Origin of the sequence: Acuticoccus kalidii, from assembly GCF_021556395.1 — a bacterium.
Classification (GTDB): domain Bacteria; phylum Pseudomonadota; class Alphaproteobacteria; order Rhizobiales; family Amorphaceae; genus Acuticoccus; species Acuticoccus kalidii.
In genome coordinates, this window is sequence record NZ_JAKGCS010000033.1 from 385392 (window position 1) to 408743 (window position 23352).

The following is a 23352-nucleotide window of genomic DNA, read 5'->3' on the forward strand; positions in this document are numbered from 1 at the left end:
CGCCGCGCCGCTCGGTCTGACCCGAACGGCGCAGCGGATCGCGGATCAGGCGGCGGCTTTGTTCGCGCCGTTGATCGTCTCCCAAAGAATCGCCGGCGTCGCCGGCATGTCGATCTGGTCGATGCCGACATTGCGATGAAGCGCATCGATGATCGCGTTCATCACCGCGCTGCACGAGCCGATCGAGCCGGCTTCGCCCGCGCCCTTGATGCCGAAATGATTGTGCGTCGACGGTACGTTGCGCGTCTCGAAATGGAAGGACGGCACGTCGTCGGCGCGCGGCAGGGCATAGTCGAGGAGGGAGGCGGTGAGGAGCTGGCCTTCCTCGTCATAGACGGTGTGCTCGAGGAGCGCCTGACCGATACCCTGAACGACACCGCCATGAACCTGACCCTCGAGGAGCATCGGGTTCACCGTCACGCCGAAATCGTCGACGATCGTGTAACGCTGAAAGGCGACTTTGCCGGTGTTCGGGTCGATCTCGACCTCGCAGATGTGCGAGCCGTTCGGGAAGGTGCATTCGGTCTGCACGATCTCGCCTTCGCCGGACAGGCCGCCGGCCTCCTTGGCGAGCTCGGCGAGCGTCACCGCACGGTCGGTGCCGACGACACGGACCGAGCCGCCCGAAAGTTCGAGGTCGCCCGAGGAGGCCTCGAGCTTGTCGGACGCGAGCGACTTCAGCTTTTCGGCGAGATCGCCTGAGGCGACGTCGACCGAGGGAAGGCCGAGCGGGATCGAGCGCGAGCCGCCGGTGCCGCCGCCGGTCTTCACCTTGTCGGTGTCGCCCTGGATCATCGAGATCTCGGAGGGGTCGACGCCGAGCTTGTCGGCGATCACCTGGGCGTAGGCCGTCGCGTGGCCCTGACCGTTGCTCTGGGTGCCGATGAGGAGGGTGAGCTTGCCGCTCTCATCGAGCTGGACCTCGGCGCGCTCCGAGCCGGGGAAGGCGCAGGCCTCGATATAGGTCGAGATGCCGATGCCGCGGAAGACGCCGCGGGCCTTGCTCTCCGCCTCGCGGGCGGCGAAGCCGTTCCAATCGGCCTGTTCGAGGGCGCGGGTCATGTGGCCGTCGAACTCGCCGGTGTCGTAGAGGCGGCCGGAGGCGGTGGTGTAGGGCATCTGTTCCGGCTTGATGAAGTTGCGGCGACGCAGCTCCAGCCGGTCGATCCCCGTCACCCGCGCGGCCTGATCGACGAGACGTTCGATCGTGTACGAGGCCTCGGGACGGCCGGCGCCGCGATAGGCGTCTGTCGGCAAGGTGTTGGTGTAGATGCCTTTGATGGTGACGTGCATCACCGGAATCGCGTAGACGCCCGGGCTCATCGTCGCCCCGCCCCAGGGAATGAAGGGGCCGAACTGGGCGAGATAGGCGCCCATCGCCGCCTTCAGCTCGACGCGGAGGGCGGTGAACTTGCCGTTCTCGTCGATCGCCACCTCGGCCGTCGTGACATTGTCGCGGCCCTGGCTGTCGGCCATGAAGGATTCGGTCCGCCCGCACACCCATTTGACGGGCTTGCCGAGGCGCTTGGCCGCGACGAGCACCAGCGGATACTCGGCATAGACGAAGATCTTGGTGCCGAAACCGCCGCCGACATCGGGCGTCACCACCTTGAGGGCGGCCTCGTCGATCTTCAGCACTTCGGAGATGACGTCGCGCATCCCGTGGCCGCCTTGCGTGCCGGCGGTCAGCGTATAGCGCCCCGATGCGGTGTCGAATTCACCGATCGCGCCGCGCGTTTCCATGTAGTTCGCGACGACGCGGTTGTTGATGAGCTCGACCTTCGCGGTCTTGTGCGCTTTCGCGAAGGCGGCGTCGGTCTCGGCCTGGTTGCCCTGGCCGTAGGTGAAGGCGAGGTTGGAGCCGTGATCGGGCCAGACCAGCGGCGCATCCGCGGCGAGCGCGGCGGCGGTGTCGGCGATGCTCGGCTCGCTGTTCCAATCGACGTCGATCAGCTCGACCGCGTCGTTCGCCGCCTCGACGCTGTCGGCCACCACGAACGCGACCGGGTCGCCCACATGATGCACCCGGTCCTTGGCGAGGACGTTGCGCGGCTTGATCGGCGTCGGCGAGCCGTCGACCTGCGGGTTGGTGAAACGGCAGGGAAGGGGGTTGAGATCGGCGATATCGTCCGCCGTCAGGACGAGGTGGACGCCCGGCGCCGACCGGGCCGCTTCGATGTCGTTGATCTTGAACGTACCGGCCGCGATCGGTGACCGCAGCAGGACGGCGTGGAGCGTTCCCTCGGGCTGAACGTCGTCGACATAGCAGCCGTGCCCAGTGATCAGTGCGTTGTCTTCGAGCCGCGTGATCCGTGCACCGATCCCGAACTTCGCCAACGTCATGTCGTTCATGGAGCTTATCCCGCTCGATTGGGTGATTATGATTTAGAAGGATCCTAGCCTGCGGTTGGCGTGGCCGCCACCCGCGGACAAGGTCTTTCGCCGCCGCGCGACGCACGCGCCGCGGTCGGGCGATGGGCGACCTTAACCTTTGGCTGTGAGATACGCCAGGAGCTGCATCGTCGACGCGTCGGCGTCGAGGGGCGCGTCGCCGGTGATCGCCGGGAGGAGCGCGCCCGCGAGCTCCTTGCCGAGCTCGACGCCCCATTGGTCATAGGAATTGATGTTCCATAGGACGCCTTCGACGAACACCTTGTGCTCGTAGAAGCCGAGAAGGAGGCCGAGCGTCGCGGGGTCGAGCGTCCGGTAGGCGAAGGTGTTCGAGGGGCGGTTGCCTGGAAAGACGCGGTGGGGGGCGATCCGGTCGGCTTCCGCCTCGTCGAGGCCCTTGTCGAGGAGCTGGGTCTTGGCCTCGTCGAGGGTGCGGCCGCGCATCAGCGCCTGGGTCTGCGCGAGGGCGTTCGCCATCAGCTTGGCGTGATGGTCGGACAGGGCCTCGTGCGGGTGGGCGGCGATCAGGAAGTCGCAGGGGATGACGTCGGTCCCCTGGTGGATGAGCTGGTAGAAGGCGTGCTGGCCGTTGGTGCCGGGTTCGCCGAACACCACGGGGCCGGTGGGGCCGGTGACGGGGGAGCCGTCGCGCTGGACCGATTTACCGTTCGATTCCATGTCCACCTGCTGGAGGTGGGCGGCGAACTCGATCAGCCGCTGGTCGTAGGGGAGCACGGCCTGGGCGGTATAGCCGAAATGGCGGCGATACCAGTGGCCGAGCAGGCCCATCATCACCGGGATGTTGTCGCCGAACGGGCGGGTGCGAAAATGCGTGTCCGCCGCCGCGCCGCCGGCGAGGAAAGCGCGAAAATGGCGCGAGCCGATCGCGATCGCCACCGAAAGGCCGATCGCCGACCACACCGAATAGCGCCCGCCGACCCAGTCCCAGAAGCCGAAGATCCGATCGGGCGAGATGCCGAACGCGGCGACCTTGTCGAGCGCGGTGGAGATCGCGGCGAAGTGGGCGCCGACGGCCTCCTCGCCGAGCGCGTCGACGATCCAGGCGCGGGCGGTGGCGGCGTTCGTCATCGTCTCCTGGGTGGTGAAGGTCTTCGAGGCGATCAGAAAGAGGGTGCGCGCCGGGTCGAGATCGGCCAGCGTGTCGGCGATATCGGCCCCGTCGACATTCGCGACGAAGTGCACCTTCGGTCCGCCGTCTCGGTAGGGCGACAGGGCACGAACCGCCATGCGCGGGCCGAGATCAGAGCCGCCGATGCCGATATTGACGATGTCGGTGAAGCCGCCGTCGTCGGCGGCGGTGACGGTCCCGTCGCGAACCCCGTCGGCGAAGGTGAGCATCGCCCGCAAGACACCCGCGACATCGCCGGAGACATCCCGCCCCTCGACGGTGAAGGGGCCGGGATTGCGCAGCGCCACATGAAGGACGGCACGGCCCTCGGTGAGGTTGATCGCCTCGCCGGAGAACATCTTGTCGCGCCACTCGGCGAGGCCCGCCTCCTCGGCCCGTGCGAGGAGGAGGCGTTTCGTCTCGTCGGTGATGAGGTTCTTGGAATAGTCGAAGAGGAGATCACCCTCGGTGATCGAGAAGCGCTTCGCGCGGTCGGGGTCGGACGCGAACGCCTCGCGAAGATGGAAGCCGGCAAGGCTCTCGCGATGGGCCGATAGGGTCTCGATCAGTGCCATTCTCGTCCTCCGGCAACCCGCTCCGCTCCGGGCGGACACGGGATCGACAATCTGGTCCGTGTCCTCCTCTCCCGGTCGGTGGCCGCTCCGGTCAGTTGGACGCGGCGATCACTTCCGGGGAGAGGCCGTTCGCCCGCTGAAGGTTCTCCCAGAACTGGCGCACGCTCGACTCCCAGGAGAATTCGAGGGCGTACTCGCGGCAAAATGCCGGCGAAATCTCCAGCGCGTCGAGCGAGGCCTGGCGCAGATCCTCGCTGAGGACACCCGCTCCCGAATCCCCGATCACGTCGATCGGCCCCATCGTCGGATACGCTGCGACGGGGACCCCGCATGCGAGCGCCTCCATCTGAACGAGGCCCAACGTGTCGGTGAGGCTCGGAAACACGAACACGTCGGCGGAAGTATAGTGCGCGGTCAGCTCACGTCCCGTCTTGTTGCCGGTGAAGACGACATCGGGATAGCGGGCCTTGAGCTGCGGCAAAGCCGGCCCGTCGCCGACGACGAGCTTGGTGCCCGGCAGATCGAGATCGAGAAAGGCCTCGATATTCTTCTCGACCGACACGCGGCCGACATTGATGAACACCGGCTTCGGCAGGTCCGGCAGCGCCGGCGGCACGCCCGGATTGAACGTCTCGGTGTCGACGCCGCGCACCCACCGCACGAGCCGCTTGAAGCCGCGATCGGCGAGGTCCTGCTCCAAGGTGGTGTTGGAGACCATGCAGCCGACACCGGCATTGTGGAAGGAGCGCACGAAGGCATAGGACCAGGACAGCGGCACCGGCGCGCGTGCCCGCACATATTCGGGAAAGCGCGTGTGATAGCTCGTCGTGTAGCCGATCTTGTGACGCTTGCACCAATAGCGCGCGATCATGCCGAGCGGGCCCTCGGTCGCGATGTGCACATAGTCCGGCTTGACGGCGCTGATCGCGCGATAGACGCGGCCCGGCCAGGACACGGTGAGGCGGATCTCAGGATAAGTGGGCATCGGCACCGTGCGATAGTCGCTCGGGGTGATCATCGTCACTTCGATGCCGAGTTTTTCGAGCTCGTGGCGCGTCGTGTCGAGCGTGCGCACCACGCCGTTGATCTGAGGGTGCCACGCGTCGGTGACGAGGGCGAGACGGGTCATGCGGCCTGCGGGCGCTCGTCCGCAACGATGCTGAGTTCGGCGCGCTGACGCACGCGCGTCCAGCGGATCAGCTCGAACGTTCCGTCTTCGTGCTCGCCGATGGCGGTACAGGATTCAACCCAGTCACCCGTATTCACGTAATGAGTTCCATGCATGTCGTGCATCACAGCATGATGGATGTGGCCGCAGATCACCCCGTCCGCACCGCGGCGCTTCGCCTCGGAGGCGAGGGCGGTCTCGAATTTGCCGATGAAGGAGACGGCGTTCTTCACCTTGAGCTTGGCCCAGGCCGACAGCGACCAATAGGTGAGGCCGAGCTTGCGGCGGACGATATTGACCCAGGTGTTCAGCGTCAGCGCGGTGACATAGGCCCAGTCCCCGAGGAGGGCGAGCCACTTGGCGTGCCGCACGACGACGTCGAACTGATCGCCATGGATGACGATGTAGCGTTTGCCGTCCGCCGTCACATGGACGATCGAATCGACGACTTCGACGCCGCCGAAATGGGTGCCGAGATAGTCGCGCAGGAACTCGTCGTGATTGCCGGGAAGATAGACGATGGAGGCACCTTTGCGCCCCTTGCGCAGGATTTTCTGCACGACGTCGTTGTGGCTTTGTGGCCAGTACCAGGTCTTTTTCAGACGCCAGCCGTCGATAATGTCGCCAACTAGGTAAATCTTGTCGGCATCGTGATGGCGGAGAAAATCGACGAGCAATTCAGCTTGGCAACCCCGGGTTCCGAGGTGGATATCCGACAGGAAAAGTGTGCGAAACTTGCGGACGTTGGGCTCGTCCGCTGTGTTGCTTTCCGCCATTGATTCGTGCCGCTTGCCGTTGCCGAGGGAGGGCTAGCACAGTTCGCCCCGCGTTGCACATGGTGTGGCACGAACGTCCTTCAATCAATAAAGGTCGTGTGGTCGTTAGGAGACTCCATGCCCACACGTCGCGTCCTCGTCCATATCGGTCTGCCCAAGGCGGCGAGCACGTCGCTCCAGGCGACGCTGGCCGCAAGTCGCCCCGCCTTCGGTGAAAACGGCATCGCCTATCCCGTGCTCGGCGGCGGTGGCACGAAGGACCAGCGCCCCTTGCGCGGGGCGATCGCGGGCGACCCGGTCGACCGCGCCGCGACTGTGGACGGAATCGCCCAGTGCGCCGACGCCCACACGCTGATCCTGAGCGGCGAAACCCTTTCAGGTGGCGATCCGGCCGGCCTTGCCTCCATTCTCGAGGAAGGGCCGTTCGCGGGCTGCGGTATCGAGGCCTTCGCGATCGTGCGCGATCCGGCGAGCTGGCTGAATTCGATGTACGCCTTCCGCGCCATCCAGTTTCTGGAGACGGCCGCCTTTCCCCATTTCGTCGCGGCCGCGCTCAAGGAAGGCCACGGCGATTTCGGCGCAACCTTCGCGAAATGGGCGGCCACGCGAGCGGCGGGCGGCACGGTCGCGTCCTTCACCCCGTTGCCGCTGCGCTCCAAGATCGACAATCGTTCGGTGATCACGCGCCTCGCCGAGCTCTGGGATTTCGGCCCGGATCTCCTCACGGAGGAGGAGCCCCGCAACGAAGCGGCCGATCCGCGCACCGTGGAGGCAGCGCGGCGCCTTGCTCGGCGCGGCCTCAAATCGCGCGACCTCCCGACACGCAGAAAGGCGCGGGCGCTCTTGCAGAAGGCGGCGCGCGCCTATGGCTGGGCGGAGCGCTTTTCCGGCCTCAACCCCGCCCTCACTGCGCGCATCGCCTCCCGTACCCGCGCCAACGACCTGTTCGCGCGCACCCATTGGGGCGAGAATTGGAACACGATTTACGCCATGCCCGACCCGGCGCGGCTCGCGCCGCAATTTGCCGAGTTGGGCGAGCGGACGGAGACCGAGATCGCCGAGGTGGTTGAAAGTCTCTCCGAGCAGTTGGCGCTCAAACGGCAAAGTGTGTTTGGTTGGCTTCGGTCCTGAGATCTTTGGAGACAGTCCGGTGTTCGAAAGCGTCTTGATCGCCAATCGGGGCGAAATCGCCGTTCGGATCATGCGCACCGCGAAGCGTCTTGGGATCCGAACGATCGCGGTCTATTCTGAGGCGGACAAGGGGGCGCTCCATGTCCGCGAGGCGGACGAGGCGATCCTCATCGGGCCAGCGGAGGCCCGCCGCTCCTATCTCGACAAGGATCGGCTGATCGCGGCCGCCAAGGAGGCGGGCGCGGCGGCGATCCACCCCGGCTACGGGTTCCTGTCGGAAAATGCCGAATTCGCCGAGGCGTGCGAGGCGAACGATCTCGTGTTCGTCGGCCCGCCGGCCGAGGCGATCCGGGCGATGGGGTCGAAATCGGGCGCGAAGCTCCTGATGGAGCGGGCGCGTGTTCCCGTCGTCCCCGGCTATCATGGCGAAATGCAGGATCCGGCCTTTCTGAAGCGCAAGGCCTATGAGACCGGCTATCCGGTGCTGATCAAGGCGGTCTCCGGCGGTGGCGGCAAGGGAATGCGCCGCGTCGACAAGGCGATCGACTTCGAGGAGGCGCTCGCCGCCGCAAAGCGCGAATCGGGCGCCTCGTTCGGCGATGAGCGCGTCCTCGTCGAGCGCTTCATCCATCGCCCGCGCCATGTGGAGATCCAGGTGTTCGCCGACCGGCACGGCAACGCCGTCTCCCTCCACGAGCGCGACTGTTCGGTTCAGCGCCGTCACCAGAAGGTGGTGGAGGAGGCGCCAGCCCCCGGCATGACGCCCGAATTGCGCGCCAAGATGGGCGAAGCGGCGGTGCGGGCGGCGAACGCCGTCGGTTATGTCGGCGCCGGAACGGTGGAGTTCATCGTCGAAGGGGGCGAGCAGCTCTCCGAAGAGCGCTTTTATTTCATGGAGATGAACACGCGCCTTCAGGTCGAGCATCCGGTGACCGAGATGGTCACGGGGTTCGATCTCGTCGAATGGCAATTGCGCGTCGCAGCGGGCGAACTTCTGCCGCTCGAGGAGGAGGTCGCCGCGCCGCCGAAGGGGCATGCGGTCGAGGTGCGGCTTTATGCCGAGGATCCCGACCAGGGCTTCCTGCCGTCCGCCGGCCGGCTCGCCGCCTTCCGGGTGCCCGGCGGGGTGCGCGTCGATAGCGGGGTCGAGACCGGCGACACGGTGAGCTCTTTTTACGACCCGATGATCGCCAAGCTCATCGTCCACGGTGAGGACCGGGCCGACGCGCTCGCCAAGATGGCGGACGCGCTCGACCGGTCGGTCGCGATCGGTCCGAAGACCAATCTCGCCTTCCTGCGCGCCGTCGTCACCCATCCCGAATTCGTCGCCGGACGGCACGATACCGGCTTCGTCGATCGCGAGATCGACAATCTGACCGGCGGCGCGGTGAGCGCGAAGGCGATCGCCGATGCGGCCGCCTCGCTGCTGACGCCGGCCGAGGCGCCGGCGGCGGGCTGGGCCGATCCGTTCACGATCGACGACGGCTTCCGGATCTCCGGCGAGGCGGCGGCGGGGATCGCGATCCTCGTCGATGGTGCCGAGCGGGTCGCGCATTTAAGGCCGGGAGAGGGCGGTCTCATCCTCAGCGTCGATGGGGTGGTCGGCGAGGCGGGGTCCGACCATGTGATCGAGGCGGACGGCGACGCCTTCGCCGTCCAGGGCGGACGCGCGGTGCGGGTGCGCATCGTCGATCAGCTCGCCCGTGTCGCCGAGGACGACGTCGCCGCCGACCGTGCCGTCGCGCCGATGCATGGGCGGATCGTCGCGCTGTTCGTCGCGCCCGGCGATCTCGTCGAGCGGGACACCAAGCTCTTTTCGATCGAAGCGATGAAGATGGAGCACACGGTGAAGGCGGGGTCGGACGCCCGGGTCGTCGAGGTGCGGTTCGCCCCCGGCGATCAGGTCGAGGAGGGGACGGAGGTCATCGTTCTCGGGTCGGCGGACGAGCCGGTCCCCGCAATAAGGCTGGCCGCGACGGATGCGGAGGCCGAGCCGGAGCCGTCGCCGGAGGAAGTCGCGGATATCGACGAAGACGTTGCCGGACCCACGACCGACGAGGGGTTCATGGATCCGGCCGAAGCCGGGCTCGCCGACGTCGATGCGGTCTATGCCGACGCCTATACCGATCCGGCCGGAGAGACGGGCACCGCCGGCCCCGACGATGGCGAGGCGCCCGCCGAGCCGTCGGACGAACCCTCTCGCTCGCTCTACGACGATCGGTGAGGCTGGCGCCGAACGGCGGCCCGGCGCACGCCGCGGTGGATGAGCCGGTGGATAGCCTCGCCCACCACCGGCGCCGATCTTGCCGCGGGCGGCGGAGAGAGGCATCTCGTCATCCATGACGGTGCATTTGCTCAAGCTCTGCGTTGGCGTCTCCTCGGTTGACGAACTGAAGGACATCGTCGCCGACCGGGCGGCCGAGCGTTTGGCCTCCGGGCTCGAGCCGGCATCCTGGGCGAAGACGCGCATGGCCCCCAAACGCGCCGACGAGGTGATCGACGGCGGCAGCCTTTATTGGGTGATCAAGGGCGCGATTCAGGCGCGTCAGCCGGTCCTGTCGATCGAGCCCTTCACCGATGCCTCGGGTATCGGCCGCTATCAAATCTTCCTCGCTCCTGTCGTCACCCCGGTGCGGCCGCGGCCGTGCCGTCCGTTCCAGGGCTGGCGGTATCTGCGCGAGGGCGATGCGCCGGCCGATTTCGTGATCGGTGAGCTCGACGATCAGATGCCCGCCCAGATGCGCCGCGAGCTGATGGAACTCTGCCTGATCTGAGTTCGCGGCGCGGCATTCTGCTCGGGCAAATCGTCATCTTCGATCTTCTCCCGTGGCGGCGATCGCATCCGGCCTTATCTTATGGGCTGTGAGCAAGAACCCCACATATCGGCCGCCTTCGGAGAAAACCGGAACAGCGGCCACGAATCGCTCGGAGCGCGGCGAAATCGACGCGTTTCTGGCACGTGCCCGGACCATGGCGCCCGCGACCGGCGGCGCGCGCGGCAGGCTGATGTTCGCGCTCGACGCGACGATGAGCCGCCAGCCCACATGGGACCGCGCCTGCGCGATCCAGGCGGACATGTTCAGCGAAGCCGGCTCCGTCGGCGGGCTCGACGTGCAACTCGTCTATTTTCGCGGTTTCGGCGAATGCCGCGCCTCCAAATGGGTGTCGGATGCCGGCACGCTCGGCGGCCTCATGACCCGGATCGAGTGTCGGGGCGGCCTCACCCAGATCGGCAAAGTCCTGTCGCGCGCGATCGATGAGACGCGCAAGGCGCCGGTGCAGGCGCTCGTCTATATCGGCGATGCGATGGAGGAGGATATCGACCGATTGTGCAAACGGGCGGGCGAGCTCGGGATGCTCAAAGTGCCGGTTTTCGTATTCCAGGAGCGGCGTGACCCGGTCGCGTCGCGCGCCTTCAAGGAAATCGCGCGGCTTTCCGGCGGGGCCCATCTCACGTTCGACGACAGTGCCGGCGCCGAACTCTCCCGCCTGTTGAAGGCCGTCGCGGTCTACGCCGCCGGGGGGCGCAAGGCGCTCGCCGATCGCAGCGCTGAGGGCGATGACGGGGCGCGTCTTCTTCTGGAGAAAATGTCGTGATCGTCTTGTTGCTGCCGCTCCTTCTCGGCGCGGCGGTGTTCGGCTCCGTCGTCCTCGCCGGACGCTGGTTCGCGAGCACCGATCCGCAAAAGCTCGCGGCGAAGATGCGATCGAGCGGCGGCTTGGCGATGATCGCGGTCGGTGCGCTGTTGTTGACGCGCGGGCAGGGGCTCGTCGGCATGAGCCTCATTACGGCCGGCCTCGCGCGGCTCGGCCTCTCCGGCGGCGGGGCGCGTTTCGGCGGCCCGTTCGCGGGCGGTCCCTTTTCCGGTGGGCCCTTCACCGGGGGGCCGTTCGGGGGAGGGCCCTTCGGTGCGCGCCGCGCCGACAAGCGCCCCGGCCAGAATTCGACGGTGCGGACCTCGAAGCTGGCGGCGACGCTCGATCATGATTCGGGCGAGATGGACATCACCCTTCTCGCGGGGCGCTTTCAGGGAAAGCGCCTTTCCGCGCTCGACGATGCGTCGGTTCTCATGGTCTGGCGCGAATGCGCCGGGGACGAGGAGAGCCGTCTAATCGTCGAAGCATATCTCGACCGCCGGGCCCCCGGATGGCGTGACGACGTCGAGGGTGATCGTCACGACGGGGCGGGCGGCGCGGGCGGCTCTGGCGGCGCGCACGGAGCCGGCGCGATGACGGAGCAGCAGGCTTATGAGGTTCTGGGTCTTCAGCCCGGCGCGAGCGAAGCCGAGGTCCGCGCAGCGCATCGCCGCCTCATGAAGCAGATGCACCCGGACAGGGGCGGCTCCGCTTACTTTGCGACCCAGATCAACCTGGCGAAAGACGTCCTTTTGCGTCGACGGTGACACAACGCTCATCGTTCAACTCACAACTGGCGCACATGAGCGCGCCAGTCATTGGGAGCGCCGGTGCGTTACATCGATACCGCCCAGCATGGCCGGTTATGGTTAGCGAACTGTTTGCAAGCGCGTTGAGCGTCTTCCATCGTTTGAAAACCGGCGAAGCGGGCTCGGTAGAGCGTGCCGTTTCTCGTCCGCACGGGCAGCATTACCTGCTCCTGCTGGCGCATGGCTGGCTCCTGCGAAGCCGCGGCCTCGAGAAGCCGGCGGGCCTCGTCGATGGTTCCGACGGCGCCGACCTGGATCTGCCAACCCGTTTGCGATTCGACTGATTCGACCGCCGCCGGCGCGCTCGCCACCGATTCGCGCGTCGCTGATTCGCGGGTCATTGATTCGGTGGTGGCGGCCGCGATCGTGTCCTCGATGCGGGGCGCGTCGGTCGTGGTCGCGCGGGGGGTGTGCGAGGCGAGGGCGATCTTGGCGGTGGCCGGCGTCGCCGGACGGGCCGAGCCCATTTCGATCGTCGTCACGCCGCCGGTCTCGGGGCGCGACCGCTCGATGGCGGCGACGATATCCTCACGGTCGAGCCGATCGTCGCCCGCTTCGCCGAAGATCGCGAAGGCGGTGACGAAACGCCCGTCCTGGATCCGCCCGGTCGCGGCGACGGCGGCGGTATCACCCTGCACGGAGCGTGCGAGAGCGGCCGGCGGCGGCGTCGGCGTGACGGCGGCGAGCTGCGAGCCGGAGGCGTCGTCGCCCGGATCGGCGAGCGCGATCACTGCGGTGAGGGCGTCGGTCGCGACGGCGGGGGAGGTGATCTTCGGCTCGTTCGCGTCCGAGCGCATCTCGGCGGCGAAGGCGACCACGGTGTCGGCGATCGGATCGTTCTCACGCGCCTTGAGGCGGGAGGCGTAGAGCGCGTTGAGGGAGGGCTTGCGGCCGGGGATCGGCGGCGGCCCGAAGTCGCTCCAAGCGGCGAAGACCATCGGCTGGCCGCGCGTCGCCTTCGGCAGATAACGCTCCACGAGCTCACGCATATGGCTGTCGCGCGAGGCGCCGGTGCGCCCGCCCATCACGACGGCGACGATATGACGACCATCGCGCCGCACGGACGTGACGAGGTTGAAGCCGGAGGCGCGGATATAGCCGGTCTTGATGCCGTCGACGCCTTCGACGCGGCCGAGAAGCTTGTTGTGGTTGCCGTAGCGACGGTTGGAGTACTCGAACACACGCGTCTGGAACACGCCGTAATACTGCGGAAAGTCGCGTTGGATGGCGATGCCGAGAAGCGCCATGTCGTGCGCCGACGTGTGCTGCTGGGGGTGGGGCAGGCCGTGCGCGTTGCGAAAGACCGTGTTCTGCATCCCGAGACGCTTTGCCGTGCGCGTCATCCGCTCGGCGAAGGCGCTTTCCGACCCGGCGATATTCTCGCCGACGGCGGTCGCCACGTCGTTGGCCGACTTGGTCACGAGGGCCTTGATGGCATCGCGAACGGCGATCGTCCCGCCCGGCTTGAAGCCGATCTTGGACGGCGGCCGCGCGGCGGCATAGGCCGACACGGTGAACTTGTCGTCGAGCGAGAGACGGCGCGCGGCGAGCTCCTCGAAGACGATGTAGAGCGTCATGATCTTCGTGAGCGAAGCAGGGTAACGCTGCTTGTCCGCATCATCCTGATAAAGGACTTTGCCGCCGATCACGTCATAGACGTAGCCGGCATATTTCTCGTTCGCGGCCGCTGGACCCGAGAGCATCACGAGCGGGAGGAAAACGAAACAGAAAGCGCGTGTCAGGCAGCGCATCCATGCGCTGTGACGTCGTTGGGAGGCGTGCATACGGTCCTTCGACGCTTCGGCTGCGGGATCATCGCCGCACCATGCCGACGGTTGGGGGACAAACACGACACCAGCATGTGGCTGGAAGGCGTTACGGCTCGGTCAACTGCCGTGGTTGAGAGAGGGTTTACAAAATCGGTCTGACTTCAGGCTTGTGCCATAAGAGCAGGGTTTGGTCCAATTTCGACAAGAGACAAAATTCCTCCTGCGGCAGAATCACCCTTTCGTGAAAGAGGATAGCACGATGGACAAGGCGCCGATCGACGAGGTCTCGGCAATCCACGAGGCCGCGATCAGCGCCGTCCGTCCCGATCTCGACGGGCTCGCGCGGACCGTCTGCCCGGACGGCTGGGACAGCCTCGCGATCGAGGTCGCCGGGGTGATCTTCCGCTTTCCGAGGAGCGAGGGGGCGGGCGCGCGGCTTCTCACCGAGCCGCCCGCGCTCGACTTTCTCGCCCCGCACGTTGCCCTGGCGGTTCCGCGCGTGCGGATCCACACGTCGCCGGTCCTGTTTTCCGAGCACGACAAGATCGACGGCGCGCCGATCGACCCCGGGGCCTACGCGCGCCTCGATGCGCCGAGCCGCGACCGACTGGCCGAGGATCTCGCGGCCTTCTATCGCGCGGCGCACACGCTTTCGACGGAGGCGGCGCTCGCCGCGGGGGTCGCGCGGGTGCGGATCTGGCCGTCTTATGAGGCGATCGCGGTGGCGGTGCGGCCCCATCTGTCGCCCGACCTCATGGCCTATGCGCGGGCCACGCTCGACCGGGCGGCGACCTACGGTCCCGACACCGCCGTCGTCGGTCACTTCGACACCCATGGCTGGAACATGGCTTACGATCATGCGGCCGGCCGCCTCGCCGGGTTGTTCGATTTCGCGGGGGCGGGGGTCGGCGATCTCCATAGAGATCTTTCCTATCCCGCCTTCGTCCACCCCGATCTCGTCGCCCGGATCGTCGCCCGTTATCGCGCGATCGGTCCCCATCCGGTCGACCTCACGCGAATTTTGAACAGCCATGCCACACTGCGGCTCCTCGATGTCATCGAGGCGGGAAGCGATCGCCTGCATGTCGTGAAGCTGTTGGAAGAATGGTGTGCGGTCGAGAGGGAGTGGCGCGAGGGGGGCGATCTGCGCTAGCCTTGCTCCACGCGCGGCAGGGCATTCTGTCCCAAGGCGCACTTGAACGACAATGTTGACTGCATCATCTAGGATTGGTGTGCTGGCTTCCCTTTGACTGCGGCGACAGAGCGTCTACCATCGGGGCCGCGGGCTGCCACATTATCCTCCATCGACAGTTGGGTGCGAATGACGCCTCGCCCGCTTGCGTGTTGATGATCGAAGACCCAGGATGGCGATCATGACGAGCCTTCCGGACCAATCGGCACCGCGTCGACCCGGCTGCGAGCCGGCGTGGACACGCTTGTCGGCGCCGATAGCCTCCGACCAAGGCAATGACGACGGCGGCGATGATGGCGGCAACACGGATGCTGGCACACTCGTCATCACGCGGCCCAAGCCGAAAACGAAGCGCCCGAACATGTATCGGGTGCTCCTGTTGAACGACGACTACACCCCGATGGAGTTCGTCGTTCACGTGCTGGAGCGTTTTTTCCAGAAGTCGCGGGAAGAGGCCACCCGTGTCATGCTTCACGTCCACCACCATGGCGTCGGCGAATGCGGCGTCTACACCTATGAGGTGGCGGAAACAAAGGTGACGCAGGTGATGGACTTTGCCCGCAAGCATCAGCATCCTCTCCAATGTGTCATGGAGAAGAAGTGAGGAGCGACCGTGCCGTCATTCTCTCGTAGCCTCGAAAAGGCACTGCATCAGGCGCTCGCCGCCGCCAACGAACGTCGCCAAGAGTACGCAACGCTCGAGCACCTTCTCCTCGCCCTTGTCGACGATCAGGACGCGGCGGCCGTCATGAAGGCCTGCAATGTCGACCTCGATCGGCTGAGACGCGATCTCAGCGACTATATCGATGCCGAACTCGACAATCTGGTCGTGGACGGGGACGACGATTCCAAACCCACCGCGAGCTTCCAGCGCGTCATCCAGCGCGCGGTGATCCATGTGCAATCGTCGGGACGCGAGGAGGTGACGGGCGCCAACGTCCTCGTCGCCATCTTCGCCGAACGTGAAAGCCACGCGGCATACTTCCTGCAGGAGCAGGAGATGACGCGGTACGATGCCGTGAACTACATCAGCCATGGAATCGCGAAACGCGCCGGTATGGGTGGCGAACGCGCACGTGATGCGGAGGACGATACGCCAGCCGAAGAGGGCGGCAGCGGCCCGAAGCGCAAGACCGATGCGCTCGAGGCGTACTGCATCAACCTGAACGAGAAGTCCAAGAAGGGGAAAGTCGATCCCCTCATCGGTCGCGAAAACGAGGTCCGCCGGACGATCCAGGTGCTCTGCCGGCGGCAGAAGAACAACCCGCTCTTCGTGGGTGATCCGGGCGTCGGCAAGACGGCGATCGCGGAAGGCCTCGCCAAGCGTATCGTCGACGGCGAAGTGCCCGAAGTCCTCGCCGGCTCGACGATCTTCGCGCTCGACATGGGCGCGCTGCTCGCCGGCACGCGCTATCGCGGCGACTTCGAGGAGCGGCTGAAACAGGTCGTCAAGGAGATCGAGGAGTATCCGGGCGCCATCATGTTCATCGACGAGATCCACACCGTGATCGGTGCCGGGGCGACGTCGGGCGGCGCGATGGACGCCTCGAACCTCCTGAAGCCGGCTCTGTCCTCGGGCGCCATCAAGTGCATCGGGTCGACGACCTACAAGGAATATCGCCAGTTCTTCGAGAAGGACCGCGCGCTTGTGCGGCGCTTCCAGAAGATCGACGTGGCCGAGCCGTCGGTCGACGACGCGATCGAGATCCTCAAGGGCCTCAAGCCCCATTATGAGGAATTCCACTCGATCAAGTACACGAACGACGCCATCAAGTCGGCCGTGGAGCTGTCGCACCGCTACATCAACGACCGCAAGCTCCCCGACAAGGCGATCGACGTGATCGACGAGACGGGCGCCTCGCAGATGCTCCTGCCGGTCAACAAGCGGCGCAAGCAGGTCGGTGTGCGCGAGATCGAAGCCACCATCGCGACGATGGCGCGGATCCCGCCGAAGACCGTCTCCAAGGACGATGCGGAGGTGCTGCAGACGATCGAGACCAACCTCAAGCGCGTGGTCTACGGTCAGGAAGCGGCGATCGACGTCCTGTCCTCGGCGATCAAGCTCGCCCGTGCGGGCCTTCGCGAGCCCAACAAGCCGATCGGCTCGTACCTCTTCTCCGGCCCGACCGGCGTCGGCAAGACGGAGGTGGCGCGCCAGCTCGCCGAGCTCCTCGGGGTGGAACTCCTGCGCTTCGATATGTCGGAGTACATGGAGCGCCACACGGTGAGCCGCCTGATCGGCGCGCCTCCGGGCTATGTCGGCTTCGACCAGGGTGGCCTGCTGACCGACGGTGTCGACCAGCACCCGCACTGCGTGCTCCTGCTCGATGAGATCGAAAAGGCCCATCCGGACCTCTTCAACATCCTCCTGCAGGTCATGGATCACGGCAAGCTGACCGACCACAACGGCAAGCAGGTCGACTTCCGCAACGTCATCTTGATCATGACGACGAATGCGGGCGCGGCCGATCTCGCCAAGGCCCCGATCGGCTTCAACCGTCAGCGCCGCGAGGGCGAGGACATGGACGCGATCAACAAGCTGTTCACGCCCGAGTTCCGCAACCGTCTCGACGCCGTCGTGCCGTTCGCGCCGCTGCCGCAGGACGTCGTGCATCGCGTGGTCGAAAAGTTCGTCATGCAGCTCGAGGCGCAGCTCGCCGATCGCAACGTCACCTTCGAATTGTCGGAGGACGCGGTCCAGTGGCTCGCCGCGGAAGGCTATGACGAGAAGATGGGTGCCCGCCCGCTCGGCCGGGTCATCCAGGAGCACATCAAGCGGCCGCTCGCCGACGAGGTGCTCTTCGGCGAACTCAAGAAGGGCGGCACCGTGAAGGTGACGGTCGGCGAAGACGAAGACGGCAAGAAGAAGCTCGTCCTCGAGGCGATCGCGGATCCGGCCGCCCCGTCTCACGCGACCTCCGACGAGGATCCGGACGAGTCCGACCCCGATGACGAAGGGGGGCCCGATCCCGAACCCACCGGCGGCAGCGCCGGCAACGGAGGCGCTTCGCGCATTCCGCGGATCCCGGCATCGAGCTGACCGGGGCGAATTGGAACTTGGGAGACGGGCGCGATTTTCGCGCCCGTTTTCTTTTGCGCTCAGAGAGCCGAGACCGAGCCCCGCGCGGCGAAGCCGAAGGGCGCTCCGATTTCACCAAAGAACAGAGGGAGCGCCTGTCCTTCGGAGCCAAACATCGCTGAATGAAGCCCTGCGCCGGACGGCGGCCGGGCGCAAGGCACGCGCCGCTGCGCGACGCTCTTCGGCCTTGCACCCGGCCGCCGTCCGGCGCTGATCGGGCTTCAGCGACGTTTGGCTCCGAAGAACAGGCTCGGCGACCCCCCGTGTCTTGCGCCGAGGGACGATAGGCCGTGCCGAGGACGCCGAGCACCAGCGTCGGCCAGTGTCGCGGCGCGTGCGGTAAGGGCCAGCCCAGCATGGGTGGCCTCCGGTCGGCGGCGAGTAATGGGGCGTGGGCAGGCCGGGGCGATGCGATTTTGAGATGGTGCGGACGCGATGATGGATGACGTTTCGCGCCCGTCTGCTTGCGCCGCGCGTCGGCGAGGTCTGGAGCCTTGCGCCGCCTATGGCGGGGCGGTGCGCGCTGACTAAAGGCCGCGCGTTGGCTGCTGCGTTGCAGCGCGAGGGCAGGCCTCGTGCCGCCGGCCGCGTGGGCTTGCGCAAGTTTGACGCTGCGGCCACTGGCCGTTCCGGCGCGCGTCGGCTAAGGCGAGATGATGGAGACCTCCGACACCGCGAACGTTCCGGCGCGGGCCTGGTTCTTGCGCGGCGCCTCGCACCTCTTTTCGCTGCCCGCCTTCGTGCTCATCGGCGCACAGATCGGTTTTGCCGCGCTTGCGCGGGAGGCGGGGTTTTCGCTTGGCCAGGCCCTCCTTCTGACGCTCGCCGTCTGGGCGTTGCCGAGCCAGGTGGTGTTCGTCGGGATCGTCGGATCGGGTGCGAGCCTGCCGGCGGTTATGCTCGCCGTGGGCCTCTCGGCGGTACGCTTCATGCCGATGGTGATGTCGTGGACGCCGGTGGTGCGGACGCCGCAGACGCCGCGATGGCTTCTTCTGTTCATGTCCTGGTTCGTCGCGGTGACGGCCTGGGTGTTCGCGATGGCGCACCTGCCGGACATGCCGCGAAAGGCACGGCTCCCCTTCTTCGCGGGCTTTGCGATCTGCCTCACGGTCATGAACGCGGCGGTGGTGGGGCTTGCCTATCTCGTCATCGGGGCCGTGCCGCCGATGATCGCGGCGATGCTCGTCTTTCTGACGCCGATCTATTTCCTGATGGCGCTCTGGGGCGCGGCCCGTGCCCACGCGGACCGTTTCGCCCTCGGGCTCGGCCTGGTCCTCGGTCCGGTCTTCACGATCCTCGCCCCGCAGATCGACCTCCTGGCGGCCGGGTTGATCGGCGGGACGCTCGCTTACGGGCTCGGCCGCCTCGTGCGGAAGCCGCTCCGATGAGTGCGGAGACGATGCGCACCTTCGCCGAGCTCGGGCCCTATCTCACGATCCTCGTGGGGGCGGCCCTGCCGACCCATATCTGGCGTTGGCTGGGGGTCCTCTTCGCCGGCAAGCTCGACGAGCAGTCGGAGCTCTTCACCTGGGTGAAGGCCGTCGCGACCGCGCTCGTCGCCGGCGTGATCGCGAAGCTGATCCTGTTCCCGACCGGGCCGCTCGCAACGCTCGACGTCACGATCCGCGCGCTCGCGGCGGCCGCCGGTTTCGGCGCCTATGTCGCGAGCGGTCGGCGGCTCGCGCTCGGTGTTCTCGTCGGGGAGCTCGTGATCCTCGGCGGGTGGCTCATGCTCCGCTGAGCGCGGCGCGCAGCTTCGCGGCGGCGGCCTGGATCTCCTCGGCGGGCGCCATTTCGCCCGAATGCGGGCGCAGCGCGACCCCCTCGAAGCGGGGAAGCACGTGCCAATGGGTGTGGAACACCATCTGCCCGCCGGCGCCTTCCACGAAATGCTGCACGGTGACGCCGTCCGCCTCATAGGCGGCCTTCGCGGCCTTTGCGACCTTCTGCACGGTCTTCACGCAAGCGGCGAGGGCCTCGGGCGAGATGTCGAGAATGTTGCGCGAGGCTTCCCGCGGCAGGACGAGGGCGTGGCCCGTGGTGCGGGGCATGATGTCCATGATCACCACCGTCGCGTCGTCCTCGTAGACCGTCTCGGACGGCAGGTCCCCCTTCAGGATTTTGGCGAAGATATTGTCCGGGTCGTAGGGCGTCATCGGGGTTCCTCTGGTTCGAGGGGGCGGGCGGGGGCGGCGATCCGCTCGGCGACCGGCCGGCCCACGAGCCCCTGCCACCGCCTGTACAGCGACTGGAGGCGGGTGTCACGGATGCCGAGGCGACGGATCGAGAGCTCGAGGGCGTAGGAGTAGAGGCCGACATCGTCGGTCATCTGCCGGGCGATGGCGGTGCGGGTATCGCGGTCGGCCATCGGCTTCTCCGCATTGACGTTCGACCAGCGTTGCTGATCCCTGAGGCCGATGAGCGGCAGCATTCGCGAGAACTGCTCCGTGACGCCGACGAAGCCGGCTTTCTCGAGCTGGAGCGGGCCGCAATATTGGGTCTGGACGTTGGTGATCTGCGGCAGCGTGACGAACTCGTCGAGCGAGATGCCTTGCTCCTGGACGGCCTGATAAAGCGGACCGCCGTCGCCCTTCGAGGTGCGCACGAAGTGGTAATAGGAGATCACTTGCTCGATCGGCTCGCGCAGCCAGACCCAGTAGCGCGAATGGTCCGGCACCGAGCGCATCAGAAGGTTCGCCCGCATATGGCCGTGCAGGATGCGCACGCCGCTCGCATGCAGCCGGTCGAAGAGGTCGGCGTCGAGATCCTTGGGGCGGACGCGGGCGAGCGGGTGGGTCTTCGGGTTGTTCGGCCCATAATAGTAGGCGAGGGCGTCGCCATAACGGGCCTTCAGGATCTCGCCGAAGCGGCTTCCGGCCGTCTTCGGCACATGGATCGAGATGATCAGCGGCCCGTCTTTGGCGACGCGGCGGACCGCCCCAGCCTCAGCCCGTGCTCTCTTTTCGGAAGGGGGCATGGGCATTCAGGACCTCGTTGTGGCGGTGGACGGCGCGGCGCTCGTCGGCGAGGAAGCGTTCGACGGCTTCGCTGAGGCCGGGATGGCAAAGATAGTGCGCCGATCGCGTCTCGCACGCCTCATAGCCCCGCGCAAGTTTATGCTCGCCTTGCGCGCCGGCCTCCACTCGGGCGAGGCCGCGGGCGATCGCGAAGTCGATCGCCTGATAATAGCAGACCTCGAAATGTAAGAACGGGTGATCCTCGACACAGCCCCAATAGCGTCCGAACAGCGTTTCGGAGCCGATGAGGTTGAGCGCACCGGCGATCCTCTCCCCGTTCCGCTCGGCGAAGACGAGAAGGACGCTGTGGGCAAGGCGCTCGCCGAGAAGGGAGAAGAAGGTGCGGTTGAGATAGGGCCGGCCCCATTTGCGCGAGCCGGTGTCCATATAGAACTCGTAGAAGGCGTCCCAATGGTCTTCGGTGATGTCCTCGCCCGTCACCCAGTGGATGGTGATGTCGTTGGCGAGCGCCTCGCGCCGCTCGCGCTTCACCTGTTTGCGCTTGCGCGAGGCGAGAGCGGTCAGAAAGTCCTCGGGCGACTGGTAGCCGCGATTGGTCCAGTGAAACTGGGTGTCGAGGCGGGCGAGATAGCCGGCGTTCGTCAGCGCGGCGAAGTCGTCCTCGGTGGCGAACGTCACGTGGACGGAGGAGGCGTTCGATTGCTCGGCGAGGGCGACGAGGGCGCGGGCGAGGAGATCGCGCCGATACGCCTCGTCCCGGTCACCGACGAGGAGGCGCGGGCCCTGTGCGGGGGTGAAGGGGACCGAGCTTTGGAGTTTCGGATAATAACGGCCCCCGGCGCGCTCGAACGCGTCGGCCCAGCCATAATCGAAGACGTATTCGCCTTGGCTGTGGGTCTTGAGATAGGCGGGGGCGGCGGCGATCGCCTCGCCGGCGGGATCGCGCACGACGAGATGGCGCGGAAACCAGCCGCTGCGCCCGCCGACGCAGCCGGCATCTTCGAGCGCGCTCAGGAAATCATAGGTCACGAAGGGATTGAAGGCGCGCGGTCCGCTGCCCGAGATCTGTCCGCGCGGGCCGACGGTCCACCCCGGATTGGCGAGCCCGTCCCACGCGGCGCGCCCGACATCCTTCAACGCTCCGACCGCCTCGATCGACAGTTGATCCATGCTGCACTCCTTCGGCGCGTCGCGCCGTCACACGCATCGGGCCCGCGTCGGACCCCGACCCTTTCAGGATCCGGGCGCCCATCCCACGCCGCGAGCGTCACGCGGTCGACGCTCGCTCGCCCCTCCGGCCAAAGGTGGTGTCGCGGGCCAGGTTCCAAGGGGATGGATTTGCACGGGCGTCATGCAAGGCGTGTGTCAGGCGAGAAAATCTTCAAAAATGATCTGGTCACTATAATGCGAGACCCGCTCCGCCTCGACGCGCGACCGTACGGTCCAGGTCAGGATGGGACGTTTGCGCCGGGCGAGCCGCACCGCCGGATGCGGCAAAGCGGTCGCATAATAGGACACGAAGTCGGGCTTCGTGCGCGGCATATGGAGGAGCATGTCGCGACCGAACCGGGAGACGAGCGAAGCGCTGCGCTCCTCGTCCCCCGCGAGGATGCCGAGCGGCGTGTTCGGCAGCGCCGTGCGCAGCATCGCGAGAAGGTCGGGATCGAACGTCATCACCGCGGCCGCGCCGCCATAGGTGTCGAGCGCCTTGGCGATGGCGGCGGTCATCCGCGCCTTCTGAGGCTGTTGATAGGGCGCTTTCAGCTCGATGAAGAGCGCCGAGCGGCCCGAGGTGAGGGCGAGGAGATCGGTGACGGAGGAGAGCGTCTCCTCCGAGCCGTTGATGCGGATCTCGCGCAACTCGTCGAGCGTATGGTCGATGACACGGCCGCGCTCGACCGTCATGCGGTCGAGCGTCGCGTCGTGTGTCATGACGAGGCCGCCATCGGCGGTGAGCTGCAAGTCGATTTCGACCGCATAATCGGCCTCGATCGCGGCCTCGACGGCCTCGAGCGTGTTCTCGACGATCACCTCGTCGTGAAGGCCGCGATGGGCGATCGGTCGCCGCAGCAGCCAGTCGGGGACGAGGCCCGTTATGGGGTGATCTCCACGATCGCTTCCACCTCGACGGCGACGCCGAAGGGAAGGTTGGCGACGCCGACGGCGGCGCGCGCGTGCTGGCCCTTCTCGCCGAAGACCTCCACGAAGAAGTCGGACGCGCCGTTGATCACCTTGGGGTGATCGGGAAAGTCGGGCGTCGAGTTGACGAAGCCGTTCAGCTTCACGATGCGGGCGACCTTGTCGAGGCTGCCGACGGCGCCCTTCACCTGGCCGAGAATGTTGAGGGCGCACATCTTGGCGGCGGCCTGCGCGTCTTCGACGCTCATCCCGGCGCCGCACTTGCCGATATATTGAAGACCGTCCGGCCCCATCGGGATCTGGCCGGAAATGAAGAGGAGGTTGCCGCTCTGCACGACCGGGACATACGAGCCGGCGGGCTTGGCCGCGGGCGGCAGGGACACGCCGAGTGATTTCAGTTTGTCTTCAACGGTGCCTGTCATGTCGATTTCCTTGTCGCGATGCGGATTCATTAGGTGCGATATGGGAAACGGGTCAACCCGGCCGCGGCGATCGGCTTGACGGAACCGCCTCGTCATGCGCAAAGCCCAGGCCGATCGGGGCGTGGCCGCGAGCTTGCCATCGCTAGCGATCCCGCCCA

20 protein-coding genes are annotated in these 23352 nt (G+C 66.7%); 10 read left to right on the forward strand and 10 right to left on the reverse strand.

Features of this window, described 5'->3' with window-relative positions; genetic code table 11:
• Positions 1–45: 45 nt before the first annotated feature.
• The 4 genes from L1787_RS20300 to L1787_RS20315 form a co-directional block, all read right to left on the reverse strand.
• On the reverse strand, positions 46–2352 hold the full coding sequence (locus tag L1787_RS20300; RefSeq protein WP_235710928.1) for a xanthine dehydrogenase family protein molybdopterin-binding subunit: 2307 nt from the start codon (positions 2350–2352) through the stop codon (positions 46–48).
• Positions 2353–2484: 132 nt separating this feature from the next.
• Positions 2485–4095 (reverse strand): glucose-6-phosphate isomerase, encoded by a 1611-nt coding sequence (gene pgi, locus L1787_RS20305; RefSeq protein ID WP_235710929.1) that lies wholly within the window; start codon positions 4093–4095, stop codon positions 2485–2487.
• A 91-nt stretch (positions 4096–4186) separates the two neighbouring features.
• Entirely contained in the window at positions 4187–5224 is a 1038-nt protein-coding gene (locus L1787_RS20310; RefSeq protein WP_235710930.1) for a glycosyltransferase family 4 protein, read from the reverse strand.
• A complete protein-coding gene (locus L1787_RS20315) occupies positions 5221–6039 on the reverse strand; it encodes a UDP-2,3-diacylglucosamine diphosphatase (protein ID WP_235710931.1) in 819 nt (272 codons plus the stop codon). The genes L1787_RS20310 and L1787_RS20315 overlap by 4 nt, the downstream gene beginning before the upstream one ends.
• Positions 6040–6156: 117 nt before the next feature.
• On the opposite strand from L1787_RS20315, the gene L1787_RS20320 reads away from it, so the two are divergent.
• From L1787_RS20320 to L1787_RS20340, 5 genes are all read left to right on the forward strand, one after another.
• Complete coding sequence (locus L1787_RS20320) at positions 6157–7170, forward strand: lysozyme family protein (RefSeq protein ID WP_235710932.1); 1014 nt, start codon at positions 6157–6159, stop codon at positions 7168–7170.
• A 19-nt stretch (positions 7171–7189) separates the two neighbouring features.
• Positions 7190–9394: an acetyl/propionyl/methylcrotonyl-CoA carboxylase subunit alpha gene (locus L1787_RS20325; RefSeq protein WP_369415119.1), complete on the forward strand. Its 2205-nt coding sequence runs from the start codon at positions 7190–7192 to the stop codon at positions 9392–9394.
• A 115-nt stretch (positions 9395–9509) separates the two neighbouring features.
• The gene (locus L1787_RS20330) at positions 9510–9944 is read left to right on the forward strand and encodes a DUF1489 family protein (RefSeq protein ID WP_235710933.1); all 435 of its coding nucleotides are present in this window, start codon (positions 9510–9512) and stop codon (positions 9942–9944) included.
• 88 nt (positions 9945–10032) lie between these two features.
• Positions 10033–10767 (forward strand): VWA domain-containing protein, encoded by a 735-nt coding sequence (locus L1787_RS20335; protein ID WP_439648306.1) that lies wholly within the window; start codon positions 10033–10035, stop codon positions 10765–10767.
• The gene (locus L1787_RS20340; protein ID WP_235710934.1) at positions 10764–11573 is read left to right on the forward strand and encodes a DnaJ domain-containing protein; all 810 of its coding nucleotides are present in this window, start codon (positions 10764–10766) and stop codon (positions 11571–11573) included. Before L1787_RS20335 ends, L1787_RS20340 begins: the two co-directional genes overlap by 4 nt.
• A 68-nt stretch (positions 11574–11641) precedes the next feature.
• Here the strand turns inward: L1787_RS20340 and L1787_RS20345 are convergent, their stop codons facing one another.
• Positions 11642–13366 carry a D-alanyl-D-alanine carboxypeptidase gene (locus L1787_RS20345; protein WP_235710935.1) on the reverse strand — a complete coding sequence of 575 codons (1725 nt, stop codon included), beginning with the start codon at positions 13364–13366 and terminating at the stop codon, positions 11642–11644.
• 277 nt (positions 13367–13643) lie between these two features.
• On the opposite strand from L1787_RS20345, the gene L1787_RS20350 reads away from it, so the two are divergent.
• The 5 genes from L1787_RS20350 to L1787_RS20370 all read left to right on the forward strand — a co-directional run bounded on the left by L1787_RS20350 (position 13644) and on the right by L1787_RS20370 (position 19396).
• Entirely contained in the window at positions 13644–14537 is an 894-nt protein-coding gene (locus tag L1787_RS20350) for a phosphotransferase family protein (RefSeq protein WP_235710936.1), read from the forward strand.
• 220 nt (positions 14538–14757) lie between these two features.
• Positions 14758–15180, forward strand: coding sequence for an ATP-dependent Clp protease adapter ClpS (clpS, locus tag L1787_RS20355; protein ID WP_369415120.1), 423 nt, complete (start codon positions 14758–14760; stop codon positions 15178–15180).
• A gap of 9 nt (positions 15181–15189) precedes the next feature.
• Positions 15190–17616 (forward strand): ATP-dependent Clp protease ATP-binding subunit ClpA, encoded by a 2427-nt coding sequence (gene clpA, locus L1787_RS20360; protein ID WP_235710937.1) that lies wholly within the window; start codon positions 15190–15192, stop codon positions 17614–17616.
• A 695-nt stretch (positions 17617–18311) separates the two neighbouring features.
• Complete coding sequence (locus tag L1787_RS20365; protein WP_235710938.1) at positions 18312–19043, forward strand: AzlC family ABC transporter permease; 732 nt, start codon at positions 18312–18314, stop codon at positions 19041–19043.
• Entirely contained in the window at positions 19040–19396 is a 357-nt protein-coding gene (locus L1787_RS20370; RefSeq protein WP_235710939.1) for an AzlD domain-containing protein, read from the forward strand. Before L1787_RS20365 ends, L1787_RS20370 begins: the two co-directional genes overlap by 4 nt.
• Here L1787_RS20370 and L1787_RS20375 read toward each other — a convergent pair.
• From L1787_RS20375 to L1787_RS20395, 5 genes are all read right to left on the reverse strand, one after another.
• Entirely contained in the window at positions 19383–19811 is a 429-nt protein-coding gene (locus tag L1787_RS20375) for an HIT family protein (RefSeq protein ID WP_235710940.1), read from the reverse strand. The two genes, L1787_RS20370 and L1787_RS20375, sit on opposite strands and share 14 nt — an antisense overlap.
• A complete protein-coding gene (locus L1787_RS20380) occupies positions 19808–20638 on the reverse strand; it encodes a sulfotransferase family protein (RefSeq protein ID WP_235710941.1) in 831 nt (276 codons plus the stop codon). The genes L1787_RS20375 and L1787_RS20380 overlap by 4 nt, the downstream gene beginning before the upstream one ends.
• Positions 20601–21803, reverse strand: coding sequence for a GNAT family N-acetyltransferase (locus L1787_RS20385; RefSeq protein ID WP_235710942.1), 1203 nt, complete (start codon positions 21801–21803; stop codon positions 20601–20603). The genes L1787_RS20380 and L1787_RS20385 overlap by 38 nt, the downstream gene beginning before the upstream one ends.
• Positions 21804–21998: 195 nt before the next feature.
• Entirely contained in the window at positions 21999–22730 is a 732-nt protein-coding gene (locus L1787_RS20390; protein ID WP_369415121.1) for a glycerophosphodiester phosphodiesterase family protein, read from the reverse strand.
• Positions 22727–23194, reverse strand: a complete 468-nt coding sequence (locus L1787_RS20395; protein WP_235710944.1) for a RidA family protein — start codon at positions 23192–23194, stop codon at positions 22727–22729. Before L1787_RS20395 ends, L1787_RS20390 begins: the two co-directional genes overlap by 4 nt.
• Between the last annotated feature and the right edge of the window lie 158 nt (positions 23195–23352).

Bases quoted from the DNA above. Each gene is read 5' to 3' on its own strand.
- L1787_RS20300 (WP_235710928.1), bottom strand. From the start codon at position 2,352: ATGAACGACATGACGTTGGCGAAGTTCGGGATCGGTGCACGGATCACG.
- pgi (WP_235710929.1), bottom strand. From the start codon at position 4,095: ATGGCACTGATCGAGACCCTATCGGCCCATCGCGAGAGCCTTGCCGGC.
- L1787_RS20310 (WP_235710930.1), bottom strand. From the start codon at position 5,224: ATGACCCGTCTCGCCCTCGTCACCGACGCGTGGCACCCTCAGATCAAC.
- L1787_RS20315 (WP_235710931.1), bottom strand. From the start codon at position 6,039: ATGGCGGAAAGCAACACAGCGGACGAGCCCAACGTCCGCAAGTTTCGC.
- L1787_RS20320 (WP_235710932.1), top strand. From the start codon at position 6,157: ATGCCCACACGTCGCGTCCTCGTCCATATCGGTCTGCCCAAGGCGGCG.
- L1787_RS20330 (WP_235710933.1), top strand. From the start codon at position 9,510: ATGACGGTGCATTTGCTCAAGCTCTGCGTTGGCGTCTCCTCGGTTGAC.
- L1787_RS20345 (WP_235710935.1), bottom strand. From the start codon at position 13,366: ATGCGCTGCCTGACACGCGCTTTCTGTTTCGTTTTCCTCCCGCTCGTG.
- L1787_RS20350 (WP_235710936.1), top strand. From the start codon at position 13,644: ATGGACAAGGCGCCGATCGACGAGGTCTCGGCAATCCACGAGGCCGCG.
- clpS (WP_369415120.1), top strand. From the start codon at position 14,758: ATGACGAGCCTTCCGGACCAATCGGCACCGCGTCGACCCGGCTGCGAG.
- L1787_RS20365 (WP_235710938.1), top strand. From the start codon at position 18,312: ATGGAGACCTCCGACACCGCGAACGTTCCGGCGCGGGCCTGGTTCTTG.
- L1787_RS20370 (WP_235710939.1), top strand. From the start codon at position 19,040: ATGAGTGCGGAGACGATGCGCACCTTCGCCGAGCTCGGGCCCTATCTC.
- L1787_RS20375 (WP_235710940.1), bottom strand. From the start codon at position 19,811: ATGACGCCCTACGACCCGGACAATATCTTCGCCAAAATCCTGAAGGGG.
- L1787_RS20380 (WP_235710941.1), bottom strand. From the start codon at position 20,638: ATGCCCATGCCCCCTTCCGAAAAGAGAGCACGGGCTGAGGCTGGGGCG.
- L1787_RS20385 (WP_235710942.1), bottom strand. From the start codon at position 21,803: ATGGATCAACTGTCGATCGAGGCGGTCGGAGCGTTGAAGGATGTCGGG.
- L1787_RS20395 (WP_235710944.1), bottom strand. From the start codon at position 23,194: ATGACAGGCACCGTTGAAGACAAACTGAAATCACTCGGCGTGTCCCTG.